The sequence below is a fragment of the Nitrosomonas ureae genome (assembly GCF_900206265.1).
Lineage (GTDB): Bacteria > Pseudomonadota > Gammaproteobacteria > Burkholderiales > Nitrosomonadaceae > Nitrosomonas > Nitrosomonas ureae_C.
The window spans coordinates 2782047-2799089 of record NZ_LT907782.1; the positions used below are offsets into that span (position 1 = coordinate 2782047).

The 17043-nt window shown below is 41.9% G+C and carries 21 protein-coding genes and 1 tRNA gene; 18 read left to right on the forward strand and 4 right to left on the reverse strand.

The window, feature by feature from the left end; all coding sequences use genetic code 11:
• Positions 1-213: 213 nt before the first annotated feature.
• From petA to CPG39_RS12955, 13 genes are all read left to right on the forward strand, one after another.
• Positions 214-822, forward strand: a complete 609-nt coding sequence (gene petA / locus CPG39_RS12895; RefSeq protein ID WP_096294340.1) for a ubiquinol-cytochrome c reductase iron-sulfur subunit — start codon at positions 214-216, stop codon at positions 820-822.
• Entirely contained in the window at positions 823-2070 is a 1248-nt protein-coding gene (locus CPG39_RS12900; RefSeq protein WP_096293977.1) for a cytochrome b, read from the forward strand. It begins immediately after the preceding gene.
• 4 nt (positions 2071-2074) lie between these two features.
• Positions 2075-2788 carry a cytochrome c1 gene (locus tag CPG39_RS12905; RefSeq protein WP_096293978.1) on the forward strand — a complete coding sequence of 238 codons (714 nt, stop codon included), beginning with the start codon at positions 2075-2077 and terminating at the stop codon, positions 2786-2788.
• Between the two features lie 49 nt (positions 2789-2837).
• The gene (locus CPG39_RS12910) at positions 2838-3437 is read left to right on the forward strand and encodes a glutathione S-transferase N-terminal domain-containing protein (protein ID WP_013648270.1); all 600 of its coding nucleotides are present in this window, start codon (positions 2838-2840) and stop codon (positions 3435-3437) included.
• Positions 3434-3856, forward strand: a complete 423-nt coding sequence (locus CPG39_RS12915; protein ID WP_096293979.1) for a ClpXP protease specificity-enhancing factor — start codon at positions 3434-3436, stop codon at positions 3854-3856. The genes CPG39_RS12910 and CPG39_RS12915 overlap by 4 nt, the downstream gene beginning before the upstream one ends.
• A gap of 40 nt (positions 3857-3896) precedes the next feature.
• A tRNA-Thr gene (locus CPG39_RS12920) sits at positions 3897-3972 on the forward strand.
• Positions 3973-4294: 322 nt separating this feature from the next.
• A complete protein-coding gene (locus tag CPG39_RS12925) occupies positions 4295-5374 on the forward strand; it encodes a tyrosine-type recombinase/integrase (protein ID WP_096293980.1) in 1080 nt (359 codons plus the stop codon).
• Positions 5371-6066 (forward strand): hypothetical protein, encoded by a 696-nt coding sequence (locus CPG39_RS12930; protein WP_096293981.1) that lies wholly within the window; start codon positions 5371-5373, stop codon positions 6064-6066. Before CPG39_RS12925 ends, CPG39_RS12930 begins: the two co-directional genes overlap by 4 nt.
• 170 nt (positions 6067-6236) lie before the next feature.
• Positions 6237-6491: a hypothetical protein gene (locus CPG39_RS12935; RefSeq protein ID WP_096293982.1), complete on the forward strand. Its 255-nt coding sequence runs from the start codon at positions 6237-6239 to the stop codon at positions 6489-6491.
• Complete coding sequence (locus CPG39_RS12940) at positions 6481-7959, forward strand: DUF3987 domain-containing protein (protein ID WP_096293983.1); 1479 nt, start codon at positions 6481-6483, stop codon at positions 7957-7959. Before CPG39_RS12935 ends, CPG39_RS12940 begins: the two co-directional genes overlap by 11 nt.
• Before the next feature lie 381 nt (positions 7960-8340).
• The gene (locus CPG39_RS12945) at positions 8341-8586 is read left to right on the forward strand and encodes a hypothetical protein (RefSeq protein ID WP_231990311.1); all 246 of its coding nucleotides are present in this window, start codon (positions 8341-8343) and stop codon (positions 8584-8586) included.
• Entirely contained in the window at positions 8573-8782 is a 210-nt protein-coding gene (locus CPG39_RS12950; protein ID WP_096293985.1) for a hypothetical protein, read from the forward strand. The genes CPG39_RS12945 and CPG39_RS12950 overlap by 14 nt, the downstream gene beginning before the upstream one ends.
• A 1-nt stretch (position 8783) precedes the next feature.
• Positions 8784-9002 carry a hypothetical protein gene (locus tag CPG39_RS12955; RefSeq protein WP_096293986.1) on the forward strand — a complete coding sequence of 73 codons (219 nt, stop codon included), beginning with the start codon at positions 8784-8786 and terminating at the stop codon, positions 9000-9002.
• 206 nt (positions 9003-9208) lie between these two features.
• Here the strand turns inward: CPG39_RS12955 and istB are convergent, their stop codons facing one another.
• Positions 9209-10018, reverse strand: coding sequence for an IS21-like element helper ATPase IstB (gene istB, locus CPG39_RS12960; protein WP_096291694.1), 810 nt, complete (start codon positions 10016-10018; stop codon positions 9209-9211).
• Positions 9954-11510: an IS21 family transposase gene (istA, locus tag CPG39_RS12965; RefSeq protein ID WP_096293987.1), complete on the reverse strand. Its 1557-nt coding sequence runs from the start codon at positions 11508-11510 to the stop codon at positions 9954-9956. The genes istB and istA overlap by 65 nt, the downstream gene beginning before the upstream one ends.
• 249 nt (positions 11511-11759) lie before the next feature.
• Between istA and CPG39_RS12970 the strand changes: the two genes are divergently transcribed.
• From CPG39_RS12970 to CPG39_RS12990, 5 genes are all read left to right on the forward strand, one after another.
• Positions 11760-12416, forward strand: coding sequence for a hypothetical protein (locus CPG39_RS12970; protein WP_197702882.1), 657 nt, complete (start codon positions 11760-11762; stop codon positions 12414-12416).
• 66 nt (positions 12417-12482) lie between these two features.
• Positions 12483-12872 (forward strand): plasmid mobilization protein, encoded by a 390-nt coding sequence (locus CPG39_RS12975; protein ID WP_096294341.1) that lies wholly within the window; start codon positions 12483-12485, stop codon positions 12870-12872.
• Position 12873: 1 nt separating this feature from the next.
• The gene (locus CPG39_RS12980; RefSeq protein WP_096293988.1) at positions 12874-14184 is read left to right on the forward strand and encodes a relaxase/mobilization nuclease domain-containing protein; all 1311 of its coding nucleotides are present in this window, start codon (positions 12874-12876) and stop codon (positions 14182-14184) included.
• A gap of 50 nt (positions 14185-14234) precedes the next feature.
• Positions 14235-14747, forward strand: a complete 513-nt coding sequence (locus tag CPG39_RS12985; protein ID WP_096293989.1) for a hypothetical protein — start codon at positions 14235-14237, stop codon at positions 14745-14747.
• A 163-nt stretch (positions 14748-14910) separates the two neighbouring features.
• On the forward strand, positions 14911-15105 hold the full coding sequence (locus CPG39_RS12990; protein WP_096293990.1) for a hypothetical protein: 195 nt from the start codon (positions 14911-14913) through the stop codon (positions 15103-15105).
• 138 nt (positions 15106-15243) lie between these two features.
• On the opposite strand, the gene CPG39_RS12995 is transcribed toward CPG39_RS12990, so the two are convergent.
• Together CPG39_RS12995 and CPG39_RS13000 are read right to left on the reverse strand one after the other, a co-directional pair.
• Positions 15244-16503 (reverse strand): type II toxin-antitoxin system HipA family toxin, encoded by a 1260-nt coding sequence (locus CPG39_RS12995; RefSeq protein ID WP_096293991.1) that lies wholly within the window; start codon positions 16501-16503, stop codon positions 15244-15246.
• On the reverse strand, positions 16490-16846 hold the full coding sequence (locus CPG39_RS13000) for a helix-turn-helix domain-containing protein (protein ID WP_231990312.1): 357 nt from the start codon (positions 16844-16846) through the stop codon (positions 16490-16492). Before CPG39_RS13000 ends, CPG39_RS12995 begins: the two co-directional genes overlap by 14 nt.
• Between the last annotated feature and the right edge of the window lie 197 nt (positions 16847-17043).

Genomic DNA, 17043 nt, shown 5'->3' on the forward strand with positions numbered 1-17043 from the left:
GTAAATAATACACTTACAGCTTTGTTTACTTGACTTTCAGCCAATTCAATCTGTATAGAGTTTTCTATAATCCTTAAAATGATTGTGGTATACTGCGCGCTTTTGTAGCAAGCATTAGCGGATAAATTAGCAGAAGTGATAGGGGTTGGATAAGAATTTCATTTCTATTGATATGGTTACGTGAAAAAATTACTGATGGAATGATTGATTATGATGGCAGATAGTTTCAGCATAAATGAGAAGATGAGCGGCAGAAGAAAGTTTTTGGTCGCAGCAACTTCTGTAGCCGGTGGTGTAGCGGGCGCTGCGATAGCAACGCCTTTTTTATTGAGTATGATGCCGAGTGAAAGAGCCAAAGCAGCAGGTGCACCGGTAGAGGTGGATATATCAAAACTTGAGCCTGGTATGCTTCTGATGGTCGAGTGGCGAGGAAGAGTCGTGTGGGTGTTGAATCGTACGCCAGAGATGTTGAAAACCTTGGAAAAAGTAGAAGATGAGCTGGCTGATCCAAATTCGGAAAAGAATCAGCAACCGGAATATGCAAAAAATCGCACACGATCAATCAAGCCTGAAATTTTGGTTACCGAAGGTGTTTGCACTCATTTAGGTTGCTCTCCTGTATTTAGGAAAGACATTGCTCCAGCAGATCTTGGACCTGATTGGTTGGGTGGTTTTTTCTGTCCGTGTCACGGTTCAAAATTTGATTTGGCGGGTCGCGTCTATAAGCATGTACCGGCTCCTACGAATATGGTTGTACCTCCTCATGTTTATTTGAGTGAGAGTCGTCTTTTAATTGGATCTGAAAGCGAGGGATCTGTGTAAATGAGTAATATATTTAACTCCATGATTGAATGGATTGATAAGCGTTTTCCATTGACGTCTAATTGGAAGGCCCATCTTTCCGAGTATTATGCTCCGAAGAATTTTAATTTCTGGTATTTCTTTGGTTCTTTGGCTTTACTGGTATTGGTTAATCAATTAATTACCGGTATCTTTCTAACCATGAATTATAAACCGGATGCCAGCCAGGCTTTTGCGTCGGTTGAATATATCATGCGTGATGTGGATTACGGTTGGCTAATCCGGTATATGCATTCTACGGGTGCATCGATGTTCTTTGTTGTGGTTTATCTGCATATGTTCCGTGGAATGCTATATGGTTCGTATCGTAAACCGCGGGAGCTTCTGTGGTTGGTGGGTATGTGTATATTTTTTGTACTGATGAGCTTAGCCTTTACCGGATACATTCTGCCATGGGGTCAGATGTCTTATTGGGGCGCGCAAGTAATTGTCAGTATGTTTGGAGCGATTCCGGCAATTGGCGAGACGCTTCAACAATGGCTACTGGGTGATTTCACCCTTTCTGACGCAGCGCTTAATCGTTTTTTTGCTTATCACGTCGTAACGTTGCCATTAGTACTGTTGGTTTTAGTATTTGTGCATATTCTTGCATTACACGAAACCGGATCAAATAATCCTGATGGGATTGAAATAAAAGAAAATAAAAATCCTTCAACCGGAATTCCTGTTGACGGCATACCATTCCATCCTTATTACACGGTTAAGGATATCGTAGGTGTAGTGGTGTTTTTGATTGTTTTTTGCGGGATTATTTTCTTTGCTCCTGAAATGGGTGGGTATTTCCTGGAATATAATAATTTTATACCTGCCAATACATTACAAACACCTGATCACATTGCGCCCGTTTGGTATTTCACTTCTTATTATTCAATGTTGCGTGCTGTAACTGTGAACTTTCTGGGAATAGACGCTAAATTATGGGGTGTAATATTGATGGCGGGGTCAGTGGTAATTTTCTGTTTCTTGCCATGGTTGGATAGAAGTCCTGTTAAATCGGTGCGCTATAAAGGCCCTTATTTTAAAATTGCTTTAACATTGTTTGTTATCAGCTTTTTCGTATTAGGCTGGTTGGGTACGAAATCACCAACCCCCTTGTATACCTTGTTAGCGCAAATCTTTACCGTGATATATTTTGCATTTTTTGTTTTGATGCCATGGTACAGCAAGATTGATAAAACCAAACCTGAGCCAAAAAGACTACAAGAGTAAAAAAATGAAGAAAATAACCATTGTTGCTATATTAATCTTATGCATAGCTCCGTTCAGTGTGTACGCTGCTGAATCTGGCATGCCATTAGAGCGAGCTCCAGTAGACATCGCTGATAATGCTTCTTTGCAGCGCGGTGCTGAAAGCTTTGTTAATTTTTGTTTGACATGCCATGGCGCAAGCTACATGCGCTATAACCGTCACCGTGATATTGGATATACGAATGAAGAAATACTTGAGAAAATGGTTTATACAGGGCAAAAAGTCGGCGACTTGATGTTATCTGCAATGCGCAAGAAAGAAGGCGAGGAATGGTTCGGTGTAGCCCCGCCTGATTTGTCGGTTATAGCTCGCTCAAGAGGGGCAGATTGGCTATATACCTATTTAAAAGCTTTTTATCGTGATGACGCGACTGGAACTGGATGGAATAATTTGGTATTTGATCGCGCCGCAATGCCTCACGTACTTTATCAGTTGCAAGGTGAGCAGAAACTGGAAGTAAATGGCGATCAGAAGAGCTTGATTCTGGAAAAGCCAGGCAAAATGACTGCAGCAGAATTTGATAAGTTTGTAGGTGATTTAGTAAATTACATGGTCTATTTGGGTGAGCCACATGCTAACGCGCGGAAAGGATTAGGTGTTAAAGTGATACTTTTCTTGTTGGGTATGCTGGCATTGTCTTACTTCTTGAAGAAAGAATATTGGAGAGATATTCACTGACGTCTTTTGTCACATATATAAAATAGTTCAGAGTCAGAGAATCATAATTATGATGACGTTATATTCAACAATTACTTGTCCGTACAGTCATCGTTGCAGAATTGTATTGCACGAGAAAGATATGGATTTCCAAGTGATTGATGTCGATCCTAATAATAAATCAGAGGACTTGGCGGTAATGAGTCCATACGGGAAAGCACCGGTGCTGGTGGAACGCGATTTAGTATTGTATGAATCAAACATTATTAATGAATACATCGATGATCGTTTTCCGCATCCCCAGTTGATGCCAGCTGATCCGGTTATGCGTGCTCGTGCACGGCTATTGCTCTATCGTTTTGAGGAAGAGTTGTTTTGTCACATTGACGCGTTTGAAGGAGCAGATCAAAAAACAGTGGATAAAGCCCGAACAGTCATTTCCGATAATCTCACGATCATCTCACCAATTTTTGAAAAGCAAAAGTTCATGTTAGGTGATGAATTTTCTATGCTTGATGTGGCGATAGCACCATTGCTTTGGCGTTTAGAGCATTTTGGAATTCGTCTTCCAAAACAAGCAGCGCCGTTACTAAAATATTCTGAAAGATTGTTTAGTCGACCGCTATTTATTGATGCATTGTCAGCTTCTGAGAAAGTGATGCGAAAATGACAATTAGCTCAACAAAGCCTTACTTAGTTCGTTCAATTTATGATTGGTGTATAGATAGTGGATTTACGCCTTATATATCCGTTCAAGCATTTCCCGAATTGAATGTTCCCAAGGAATATATTAAAGAAAATGAAATCGTCTTTAATATAAGTATAAACGCTGTTAACGAACTAATTATTGATAATAATATTGTAGGTTTTGCTGCAAGATTTAATGGTGTGGAAAGAAAACTGAAGATACCAATGAATACGATTAATAGCATCTTTGCTAAGGAGGTGAATCAGGGTATCACATTCTCTGATGAAAAAAGAGAAAACCAGAAAGCTATGAATGTGCTTAAAAATAATAATTCAAATCAAGATCCTGAAATACTACAGGAAAGGAAAGTACGAAAACCAAAACTTAGGGTAATTAAATAAATCTATTGATTTGAAATTACCCATTTTTACCGTATTAATTGCCGGCATAGCTCAGATGGTAGAGCAGCTGATTTGTAATCAGAAGGTCCCGAGTTCGATTCTTGGTGTCGGCACCATAAAATCAATGGGTTAGTAATATAATATCCTTGTGGTATCAAATATTGGGGCAGTAGCGGGGCACTTATAAATAACAAAGTGCAATACTGGTGCCCCATTTTTATTTTTATCTTTCTTGCAAAACCCACCACAAAAACCACACAAGTACCCTATTTTATTTTCAACTGCCCCATAGATGCCCCGTTAATAAAATAATTAAAATTAACTTGATGTATATCAAGAATATATATTTAATATTCTTATGAATGTATATCAGATGTTGTTATTTATTGCCCTTTATTGTAAGCTATTTACAATGATTAGTTACTTGCATAGGCAATCATGGCAAACATCGAAAAACGTATTTCTAATGAAGGGAAAATAAGTTACCGGGTAAAAATACGCTTAAAAGGATTTCCTTCCCAATCTGCAACATTTGAGCGTTTAACTGATGCCAAAAAATGGGCACAACAAACCCAATCAGCGATTCGAGAAGGCCGCCATTTTAAAACCACAGAAGCCAAACGTCACACTTTAGCGAAAATGATAGATCGCTATTGCCGGGATGTGTTGCCAGCCAAAAAGAGTGCAAAAGACCAAGCGCAACAATTAACATGGTGGAAATCTGAAATAGGAAGCTATTCACTTGCAGATGTAACGCCTTCCCTTATTGGCGAATGTAGAGATAAGTTAGGACGTGAAATAACAGTTCGAAATAAGCTGCGTTCGCCTGCCAGTGTTGTGCGGTATATGGCTGCGCTTTCGCATGCTCTGACTATTGCAGTAAAAGAATGGGGCTGGTTAGAAGATAGTCCTATGCGTAAAGTTACCAAACCGAAGGAATCACGTGGAAGGGTTCGCTTCCTATCCGACGATGAGCGAATGCGCCTACTTAAAACCTGCAAGGAATCCAGCAATCCATATCTTTATACTGTTGTTGTACTGGCATTGTCTACCGGCATGCGGCAAGGTGAAATCATGGGATTGTCATGGAATGTAGTCGATTTAGATCAAGGTCGGGCAATATTAGACGAAACTAAAAACGGTGAACGCCGCGCCGTTGCGATTACAGGCCATGCTTTGGAATTATTGAAAAAGCTATATAAAAATCGGAATATAGACTCAGATTTATTATTTCCCCCTAAACAAATCACACCACAAAAACCACAAAAAGCAATGGATTTACGCACACCTTGGGAAACCGCGGTAAAAAAGGCCGAACTCAAAGATTTTCATTTTCATGATTTGCGGCATAGTGCAGCAAGCTACTTGGCAATGAATGGCGCAAGCCTAGCTGAAATAGCCGAAGTATTAGGTCATAAAACCTTGCAGATGGTAAAGCGATATGCACACTTGTCCGAAGGCCACACAGCCCGTGTAGTAGCTTCTATGAATGACAAGATTTTTGGGCAAATAGTATGAGCGCAGATTTATATTTAACAATTGAAGAAGCAGCATTTGAGCTTGCTAAATTAACTTTTGATAAAGAGTGCTTGCTTGCTGATATATCAGCTTTGGGTATTCCTGAAACTTCGTTCGAAAATATGAAAGAAGGCATGATTGAAGCTAGCCAAAAGGTTTTCAACAACCAAATCATGTCTGCCGCCAAAGAAGGCGAACTTGTAGTAAGAAACCCAGCTAACAAACTTCCCTATATACCAACAACAAGGCGAGATTTTTTTGAAGTAATAAGTGTAACGGATATCAATGCATGGTTAGAAAAGAACGGAGTACTCTATAGATTACCAACAGCTATCTCAGCAGAAATAAAAGACTATAAGAAAGAACTTACGCAAAGCAAAACAAATATTATCGCTGGCAATGAATCAGAAAAGGAAATATATATTTTATTTGACACAATGAATAAAAGCGCAATTGCACTTTTGTTTGATAAAGTGGATAAATTAAAATGGAAGATACATTTTAATCGGGCAGCTAGGAATGGACTAAAGGAAATTCGTGAAGCCCATAATAAATACAATCCTGCAAAAATTGCAGAATGGCTTGTCAATAAAGGATATTACTCTCGTGAACATATTAATCGTAAATTGGCAAAAAATTTGCCCGAACGAAGTAAAGATAAGCAATATCTCATAACAGGAGATTTTGATTAATCCCGCCATTTTTACGCCATGATTCATGGCTCAATTTTAATACTTTCGCCATTTTCTCACCAAATCCCCACCATTTTTACGCCAAATTAATTTGTTATAAATCATTGTGTTAATGTAATAGTACTAGCAATAAGCAGTAACTAGCTAGGATATATTGCATGGAGACCCCAATGACTCAACAAAACATTGTCGCAAAATCCCTCAACGATTCTTGGTTGACTGTCAAATTACTCGCGCAAGCAGAACCAGCTTTTACTGAATCATCTATTCGTAATCACGTATTCAATGCAAATGTTAGAAAATCGAGTAAAGGCATTATCAATGGAAACGGTCTTGCACCATATATTCGCCGTGTAGGTTCCAAAGTACTAATCAATCACGGCGGCTTTTTAGCATGGATTGAAGGGCAGCAACATGATGAATGAGCCTATACCTGAGAAAGAAAATATCTTGGATAGGATTAATGAATTGTTCAATGAAAAGCCGTCAATTGATTCGGTACTAGATAGTAATATTCGATATACGCAGGTCGATTTGCTTCAATATATTGATGATGATCACATTCTTAAGAAGCTAAGTATTCAAGTTGCAAAAGAAACTTCATTGCCATCAAGTTCCGTATTTCTTGCTGGCTTAGGGACTTTTAGCTCAGTAGCGGCTCGCAAATACACTGTGTTATATGAAGACGGCACTCCTCTCCCTATTGGTCTATATGTTGTTATAGAACAGCCATCCGGTTCAGGTAAATCTAGGTGTTTAAAGATATTCCAGAAGCCATTCTATGATATGTCAAAAGAAATATATGATGAAATTACAATGGGAATGGCAACACTTAATAGCAAAAAAGATAAAGGTGTTTTGTCAAAGGATGAAGATAATGAACTGAGTCAGTTAATGGCAAGGCTTAATGCATTCCAGCCAATATTTACTACTAATACCACTGCTGAGGGATTAGAAAAACAATTGACAGTGTCCAATGGATTCTTTAGCTGTATATCCAGCGAACAGGGATTATTCAATGTCTTATTTGGCAATTCTTATAGAACAGATTCTAAAGTTAATAATAATGATGTAGTTCTTAATGGGTTTGATGCTGGATGGATTAATAGCGCCAGAGTAACCAGGAAGGGATATTGCGGTCGTGTTGTTGGTAGTATCGTCTGTTTTGCTCAATCAAACAGCATTGAGACGCTGTTAAATTCATCCAATGGCACTGGACTATCAGAACGTTTTCTTATGCTTGTAGAACCCCATAGTTTGGGCAAGCGTGATCATCTGAAAAGGATCGAGCGTAACCACATTATTACAGATGAATATGCTTGGAAATGCAGAGAAATGAAGGATGTTATTGAGCACGCTGTGGAGTTCGATGAACTGAGATTAATCACTATTCCAGATAGCGGCTTTCTTAAAATAAATGAATTTCTTAATACGATAGAAAAAGACTTAGACGATGGTGGTAAATATTCTCATGCTTCATTACGAGGTGCAGCGTCTAAGGTGAATATGCAGATAATGAAAATTGCCGCAAATCTTTGCCTAATCGACAAAAATAAGGAAGAGTTTTGGGAAAGCTATGAAATTGATGACAAGTATATAGATTCAGCCATAAATATTTGCAATACATTATTAGAAGCTCTTCTTAAGCTGTGTCAGACAAAAGGAATTATAGGTACTCGAGCAGAGTTTGCATCGATAATATTGCTATTTGAAGATAATAATAAACCCAAAACTGAGAGAGCTATTATTCAATCAAGATCAAGAGTATCGCCCTTTAAACAGTATTCAGGTAATAAATCAGAATTAATTAGACAAACGCTTAATGAGATGTTAAGTCAAAACATACTGACTAAAAGATATTGTCATCAAACTAGTTATTACTCATTGCTTTAAATCATAAACCTGTTTCCGATGTTGTAAGCTTTACAACAAACTTACAACACACAATAAGTTAATAAAAATATATAGTTACTTGATAATAATTATATTTGTTGTAATGTTGTAATAATTTTTCTATTTTCTATTTTCTATTTTCTATTTTCTATTTTCTATTTTCTATTTTCTATTTTCTATTTTCTCTTTTTTGACTTTTGATCTGCTTCTACATATATATTTAGGAATTCTTACAACATTACAACATTACAACAAATCAGCGGAAAGCTTTACCTATATTACTTTTGAATTGTTGTAAAAGCTTACAACAATTTTACAACCCACTACTAATTGAAATTCCAGAGGTCTATTAATTATTTTATGAAAAATAGGGAAATAAATATGCCTGTAACCATTGATATGAAAGGTATTGAGTTAATACCTACCCCCAAGATTAAGCTTGCTAACATTGAAGATTGCAGGCGGGAAATGGCACGGGTTTATCGGGATGCACGGACAGCCCGCATTGATTCGCAAGATGCTTCACGATTCGTATATATATTGTCGCAGATTGGCAAAATGATTGAGCTTTCAGACATTGAAAAACGACTGGAATTATTGGAAAGGCAAAACAATGACCAGTATTAAAAAACGGCTCGAGAAACTGGAAAGACTGCAACCTAGAGGATTACAGTATTCAAGCGATGATGAATTAGATGCCAGAATTGCAGAACTATGTAACAAACCGGAAATTCATGACTGGTTAGTAGATGATACTAATAACGATCCTATGCGTTTGCGTGTCATTGATTTAATGACGCAACAAAGGGTAGGTGCTTATTGAAATGAATATTAAAAAGCGATTAGAGAAACTGGAAACCGTATCGAAAGTTAAGACAGTTAAGGTTGATGTCATTCGCATAATCTTTGAGCCTGATGGCACAATTTCTGGTGCTATCCATAGAAATGCTAATGGTGAGCGAGTTATTGTTTTAGATGAAGAATTAAAAATCTTAAAGAAGAAAGGAAACTTGCATGACGCAAAAATTAAAACCGCTGGATAGATGCTCAGCTATTCAACAAAATAACCTGTGATCTAATTTAAAAAAGATAAATTAAATTGTTGATACCGGTTTAAAATTGACCACCCATTACGGTTGAAATTTGACCAGGGGAAAATAGAGCGCAGGATACTACGCATCTGTGGATAAGTCGACCAGACTGGATTGGTAATTTGCCTCCTGTTGATGTTTTAGTTTGTTGTAATTGACTACGAATCGACCAGATTTTCTTCTGGAGAATATTTTTCTTTTTCCCGCTGCTGTATTCTGATCTTTGCATTGGCTGTACTTTGTTTGTAGCGGAAAGACTCGTTGCCGGTTTCGATGATGTGGCAATGGTGTGTGAGTCGATCCAGCAGCGCTGTAGTCATTTTGGCGTCGATGAATACGATGCTCCATTCTGCGAATGCGAGGTTGGTGGTGATAATGATACTGGTACGTTCATACAACCTGGAGAGTAGATGAAACAATAGTGCGCCACCGGCTTGTGAGAATGGCAGATAGCCCAGTTCGTCGAGAATGACCAGGTCGATCTGCAACAGCCGCAAGGCAAGCCTGCCTTGTTTGCCCGCTGATTTTTCTTGTTCCAGACTATTGGCCAGATCGATGGCGCTGAAGAAGCGTACCTTTTTATTGTGATGCTGGATGCCTGAAGTGCCGATGGCAATGGCCAGGTGTGTTTTGCCAGTACCGGTGCCGCCGACCAACACCAGGTTCTGTGCAGCGGCTGTAAATTCCATTGTAGCCAGCTGATGAATCAGTTGCTGATCGACTTTGGACTGACTGAAGTCGAAGCCCTGTAAGTGGCGCTGCACCGGGAATCTGGCAGCTTGTGTCTGATAGCGAATGGAACGGAGGTTGCGCTCGGTTGTTTCAGCCTGGAGTAACTGGTTTAGCAGTGTGTCTGCGAAATTAAAACTGTCAGCGACATCGGGCGTATTCTGTTGCCTCAGTTCAGCATAGGAGCTGGCCATGCCATATAATTTCAGCGCTTTGAATTGCGCAAGTATGTCTGACATGCGGCACCTCTTTGGTGTTCAAACGATCATAGCGCGCCGTATCGGCCTGCGGTTCTTCATTGAGTTTCAGTGTTGTTTCCACTGACGCTGGTACGTCGGTGTATTTCAGCCGTGCCAATACATTGGCAACATGCTCGGCACTGGGCACGCCGGATTCCAGCACCAGTTCAACAGCGACCAGCACAGCTTCCAGCCCATGCGTCGGCACCAGGCTGAGCACTTTTGCCATGATTCGATCGGCCTGCTGACGTTCTCTGCGCCTCAGTGCAATCTGCAGTTGCAGCAAAGGTGCCGGTAGTTCGGCGAATGGCGCACCGTTGCGCAAGGCCCCCGGTTTCTTCTCAATGACCGGGATATAGTGCTGCCAGTTATAGCTGACCTGGTCGCTATCCATCAGACGACTATGACAGGCTGCTACGGCATTGTCATGGACGATCTCGATACGGTCGGCATACTGATGAACGGCCACCACCTGATTGACCAGACGACAGGGAACGGAATACCGGTTGCGCAGTAATGTAACCAGACACGTGCTGGATACCCGCGCCAATACTTCGATATAGCCATCGAACGGTGCTGGCATCGGCATCAGGTACAGTTGTTCTTGTTCCAGTGCATCGGTAAGGGTAATGCCCGCATAATCCGGATGCTCGATTTCAGACCACAGTCCGCGACAGCGCGTTCCAAGCCATCTGTTTAAGTCATCGAATGAGCCAAACTGTTGTTGCTTGGCTTCATTCCATATGCGGCGGCGCATATCCTGAACATTCTTCTCGACAACACCCTTTTCCCAGCCGGAAGCCACATTGCAGAAATCAGGATCGAACAGGTAATGTGCCGTCATCGCAAAGAAGCGCGTATTCACCACACGTCCATTGCCCTTAGACACCTTGTCCACGGCGGTCTTCATGTTGTCGTAAATGCCGCGTTTCGGCACACCACCAAAAGTAGTGAATGCCCGGGTATGCGCATCAAACAGCATTTCGTGACTTTGTGACGGATAAGCCGACAACATGAAAGTACGGCTGGCGCATAGCTTGGTATGGGCTGCCAGTACCTTGCGGTGGATGCCGCCGATCACCAGCCATTCTTCGCTCCAGTCAAACTGGAATGCTTCACCCAGCGCAAACTTCAGCGGCACATACGCCGCTTTACTCTGATTCCCTCGATTGCGCCAGTTGCGAACAAAGTCACATACAATCGTATAACCGCCTGTATAACCCTCGTTCAATATCTCTTTGAACAACATCAACGCCGTGCGCCGGTCCTTCTTCGGACGACGCGCATCCGCTTCCAGCGCTAACATTAACCTGGATTCAAACGGTGTCAACTTGCCAGGCTTCTTCGCCCTTTGATATTTAACCGCGCTGTCGCTTGGCACTTTCAACCACTTCTTGACCGTGTTCCGCGACAAACTCGTTCTTCGTTGAATCTCATTAATTGACAGATGTTCACGGTAAAACATCCGTCGTATCTTTGCATACATAACCATGGTAATCACCTCTTAAATTCTCCTGCCTAAAATTTAAGCAGGATACGGAAATTACCTGGTCAATTTTCAACCGTTACAACTAGCCTTTTCTGGTCAATTTTCGACCGGTGTCAACACACAAAACATATCAATGAGCTGCGACAAACACGGAATGCGGCGATAAACCGCTACAAAAAAGAGCTGCAAAAACTGGCCGCTGATAAGGAAAAGATTATCGAAGCCATCAAAAACGGGATACCTGCATCGGAAGTGAAAGATGCGCTCAATAAGATCATTGAACGCCGGGAAGAGCTGGAAAGCTATCTCGAAGGCAAAGAGGAAGCGCCAGTGCTTCTGCATCCGAACATGTCTCAGCGTTACCAGAAAGAAGTGGAAGCGCTACGAGTTTCTCTCAATAGGGAAGAAACCAGAACGGAAGCAGCAGACCTGCTCAGAGGACTAATTGATAAGATTGTGCTGATGCCTAAAGCGTCTGGAACAGAATACGCCATCGACCTGCATGGCGACCTTGCCGGAATTTTGACAGTTGCGGCAGGAAAGCACCAAAAGATTAGCGATAACGATCCTTTGTTGCAGCAAGTCAAAATGATGACCGAATCAGGTGATCAAAAACATGGTTGGCAGGAAGATTCTAATGCTGACAAAATTTCCTCGAAAGAGGATTTGTCAGATAAGAACGAGATGGTTAACCTAAATGCACATTCATCCCGTAAAGCTGAGCTTGCTGAAAAACCGCATGAAACGGCGATTCTCAGCAAGGATAAGCGGGTTGCGGGGGCTCGCTCTGACCTTGCCCTTGGACATAATGTTGCCCTTCGCAAGGACAAAATGGTTGCGGGAGTGCACAACCATCTTAACCTGCTATTTTCCGCAATCGGCCTCTCAGAACGAAATATTACCATATAACCTACAGAAAGTAGGAGGTTTTTGCTTTAATTGTGTTCTGACGGCCATTTTTAGATGGTGTGTAAAATGGCAAGCATTAAGGATAAATTTAACGGGAGAAAACCCCTCCACCCGTTCTCAATTCGCTTAACCAAAGAAGAGCGGCAAAAATTAGATCAGCTGGCCCAGGGCACTTCTCTGGCCGAATATATACGCTCACGCATATTTGACGGAAACGCTCCGGTTCACAGAACCAAAGGGCGTTTCCCCGTCAAAGACGAACAGGCTCTTTCACAAATTTTGGGAATGTTGGGGCAGTCCAGAATTCCCAATAATATTAATCAGCTGGCGAAAGCCGCCAACACCGGCTCGCTACCTGTTACGCCCGACACAGAGAAGCAACTCCATGAGGCCTGTTATTCCGTCATCTGGATTCGACGCCAATTGATTCAGGCCCTCGGTTTGAAAGCTGACTAAGATGATCTTAAAGGGATCGCAACGAGGTGGTTCGCGGCAGCTAGCCGCCCACCTCAACAAAACAGAAGAAAATGAGCATGTGGAGCTGCACGAAATTCGCGGCTTCATGGCCGATGATGTTAATGGCGCTCTCCATGAAGCTTATGCTATGAGCCGAGGGACGCGCTGCACCAAATTCCTGTTCTCAGTGAGCCTCAATCCGCCTGAAGCTGAGAATGTTCCCATCGATAAATTCGAGGATGCGCTAGGTCGTATTGAAAACAAGTTGGGCCTTGAGAACCAACCTCGTGTCGTCGTTTTTCATGAGAAAGAAGGCAGACGCCATGCCCATTGCGTTTGGTCGCGCATTAAGACCGACGAAATGAAGGCCGTCCATTTATCTCACTATAAAAACAAGCTGATGGATGTTTCCAAGCAGCTTTACCTTGAAAACCACTGGGATATGCCCAAGGGGTTCATCGATAAGAATCAGAAAAATCCCCTCAATTACACACGGCAGGAATGGCAGCAGGCCCTGCGCACCAATCAGAATCCAAAAATTATCAAAGCTGCCTTACAAGAAAGCTGGGGCATCTCCGATAGCCGTAAAGCTTTTGAGCACGCCTTGCAAGATAGAGGCTATTACCTGGCAAGGGGAGATAAACGCGGATATGTCGCGGTAGACCTTTATGGCGAAGTTTACTCATTATCTCGCCAGATCGGCGTCAAAAAAGCTGATTTGACGAAAAAGCTGGGCGATGCCCAGCAATTACCTTCGGTTGAAGAAGCTAAAAACACGATCTCCGGTCGGTTGACCCAACAATTCAAGGGCTACAGCGATGAATTGAGTCTCAAGCATAAGCAAGAGCTACAGCCTTTTTTTCAAGCCAAGCAGGCAATAACGAAGCAGCATCGCAAGGCTCGCCAAGATCAAAAACTTACGCACGAAAACCGCTGGCAGGCTGAAGAACAAGAACGCGCTGCCAGATTGCGGAAAGGATTCCAGGGTCTCTGGGATAGATTAACCGGCGCATATCAGAGAACCTGCGCCAAAAATGAGAAAGAAACCCAAAAAGCTGTTCTGCGAGATAAAACCGAAAAAGAGACCCTGATTGCAAAGCAACTCACCGAGCGCAGAAAGCTTCAGACACAATTCAAGGATTTACGCCAGAAGCAAGTTAAAGAGCGAGCCGATCTTTTTGCAGGTATGAACAAACATTACAAAAATATTGATCGCCAAGATGAAATCAGGAAGCTCTACGAGCAAGAAAAACTCAGAATACAGCGCACGATTAAAAATAAGGAAACAACCGATTACGACCCTGAAATTTAGACCAGCATTCAGATTTTAAAAAAATTTCTACTGAGTAAGGAGAAAACATTGTGAAAAAGCCAAAATCAAAAAGAAAAAAGTTTATTCCTTTGTTTCTTGTTCCCAAAGTGCGCAAACGTCATGTTATACCAATTTTTCAAGCATTTGAAATACCCTGGAAGCTGTTCGCTGAAGGTGCGCTCAGGAACCGTTTTTTTCATGAAGAGATAATGAATCGAGGGCCAAAATGCCTGGCCTGTGATCGTCACTTCAATGGCGAAAACGCTGCCGTATCTTCCAAAATTGAAAAGCACCATCATTGTTATCTACGACTCTGCATCGGAAAACTTCTACCCCCAGATTCTGATGACATTTACAGGCAAGCCAAAGATGGCGAGTTTCCGCTGGTTCCAGACTGCCGACGCTGCAAAGCAGAATATCCAGAATACTATCAGGGGTGCATAAAGAAAATTTTCCCAGTCCATGGCAAATGTCATGAAGACATTCACGAGCTGGAAAAGCTGCTCTTCACAAACCTCAAAAAGAAATTACGGGCTGATTTTCTGTCAGCTGCAAATCTGTGACTGCAAAAGAATTAATACGATAAGCCTACAAATCCTAGCTACACCAACGCTACAAGTGACACATGGTTAGATATGTTTCTCCATCTATTGACTTCACTGTCTAATCATATTAAAAAACTCTAGGAAGTAGATGTTTAATCCCTTGATTAAGTAAGAGATATACATGTCAAATATGGTAGAAATCGAGGTTCAAGATCAATTTGGCGCTTGGCATTATTACACATCAGTGACTAACAACCCGTCATCTATCAAACTTGCCTTGCAGACTGCCATAAAGACGCAGCTGGCCTCCAAGTCAAGAAGAGCACGTGCTATTGATGAAAAAACTGGTGTGCTGATTGATATGCTGCAGGGATAGAAGCAACAAAGCAAACACTCAAAATACCCTCGATAATACACACAATATTTCACAAGATATTACCCTAGAGAGTGATATATCTGATACGGACGGCAGCGATGATCGATTTTGCTTTTCTGGCGCAAAATGTTTAGAAAATTATTCTGTTGAGAAAGGATTCAAAAACTGTCTACCCCATAGCAGTTTCTTGTCAACTTCGCTGAGTTCAGCTTCTTCACACACGCCATCCCAATGCCGTTTGATTGCAGAAATCAACTTTTCAAAGATGGCGCGTGCTTGCACTTCGGAAAGCAGAAAGTTATGAGCGGTCTCAAGGCAGGATTTTAACTGGCTAAGATTATTATTGCCGGATATAAGCATAGCCTGTGAGGCTTCATTACCAGTGCGACCTTGCGGGCAGATATCATAAGCTGGTGTAAGGGTCAGTTCTTTGCCATTCCAGAAAGCGGCATGATTTCGTGCATGATCATCAGTGTTACCACAAAGAATGTTAAAGACGAGCCGTGAAAACACTTCCTCAAGTGTCGCTTTCGGATCAGTAAAACGATGGCGGATAATTTCCGCAAAGGTTTCATAGCTTGCGTAACGCGCCATCATGTCATCAAGACCAAGCAGTGTCAGCGCAGAGACCATGGCTTTACGCGCCCAGCCTTGATCTTTCTGTCTGCGGTCAAAGCGCTCTATCAAAAGCACATCTTTATTGGCAGCCTTGATGAGTTTTACAGGCGCAACATTCAACCCAGATAGCGCAGCGAGCCGCATAGCAACAAATTCAGCTTTGACAACGCTATACAAGTCAGTGCTGGAAGAAAACTTGGCGACGTATTTCTTGCCTTGATCCTGGATCAACGCCTTTGGACGTGCTCCGCCAATGGAACTGCCATGGAAGAGCGCCTGATCCAATTCAGGTGTAAGCGGAACACCCTTTTCAACCCGTTCAACAGATTCAATGAGCTCTTCCATGCTCACATTGTTTGCTGAGCGTGGTATATACTCGGTTGGCGAGCGCTGAAAATCGAGCGCACCGATACGATCAGAGCCAGATTCTAATAAATAGGTCAATTCATCCAGTTCACCTGTATCCGTGCTTGCGCCTTTGCGTCCCAATTTTTTGTTGATAATGACACGCCGTCCCCACGCATCTGGCGCGGCATCCCGAATACAGCCAGGCATGGTCAAGCCTTCATGTAGAGGTAATACACCTGCTTTTAAAGGTAATTCCGGCTCGTAAATTGCAATGGCTGTTTTTTTGTCGCGGGCACGCTCAAGGTAGCTCTTACCGTAGTTAAATAAGATATTGCCGTTATCAGCTTCGAGCCTTCCTGCAACGACAGGCTCAGTTTCATCCAGCAACCATATCCAGACATAAGCTTCTTTGTCATGACTAGAAATCATCATGCACCGCCTTGGATTTTTTGCGCACGGATTTTGGCAATAACGATAGCTTATCTTCAGTTTGGCGGATATGCTTGGTCAGCGTGGTTTCATCGGCATCAAACAGCTTTACACCGACGATGATCGCCACTTCAAATACGGCTCCGATCTCGCATTTAAGATCGCCTTTCTCGATACGTTGTAACAATCCTCTCGAAATACCAGCGCGATCTGCAACCTCTTGAGCGGTAAGCTTTCGTTCTTTTCGCGCAACGCGAATCAACTCTCCAAGGAGGAGAGACGCTTCACGACTATAACGCGAGTAAGTTCGTGTAATTGATTTTGGCATCGCTTTATTTTGGTTCATATATAGATCATAAAACGCCTTTATGATCATTCTGTGAACCACCATAATAGCTATTGAGTTCTATGTCAAGAAAACTTTGATCTTTATATAGATCATAAGATAGTTTAATGACCTATATAAAGATCATTCTAGTGCGAAAGATGCTAACTAATGGGGGATATTGTTCTTCTCATAACAGTCTACTAATAGCATGAGCC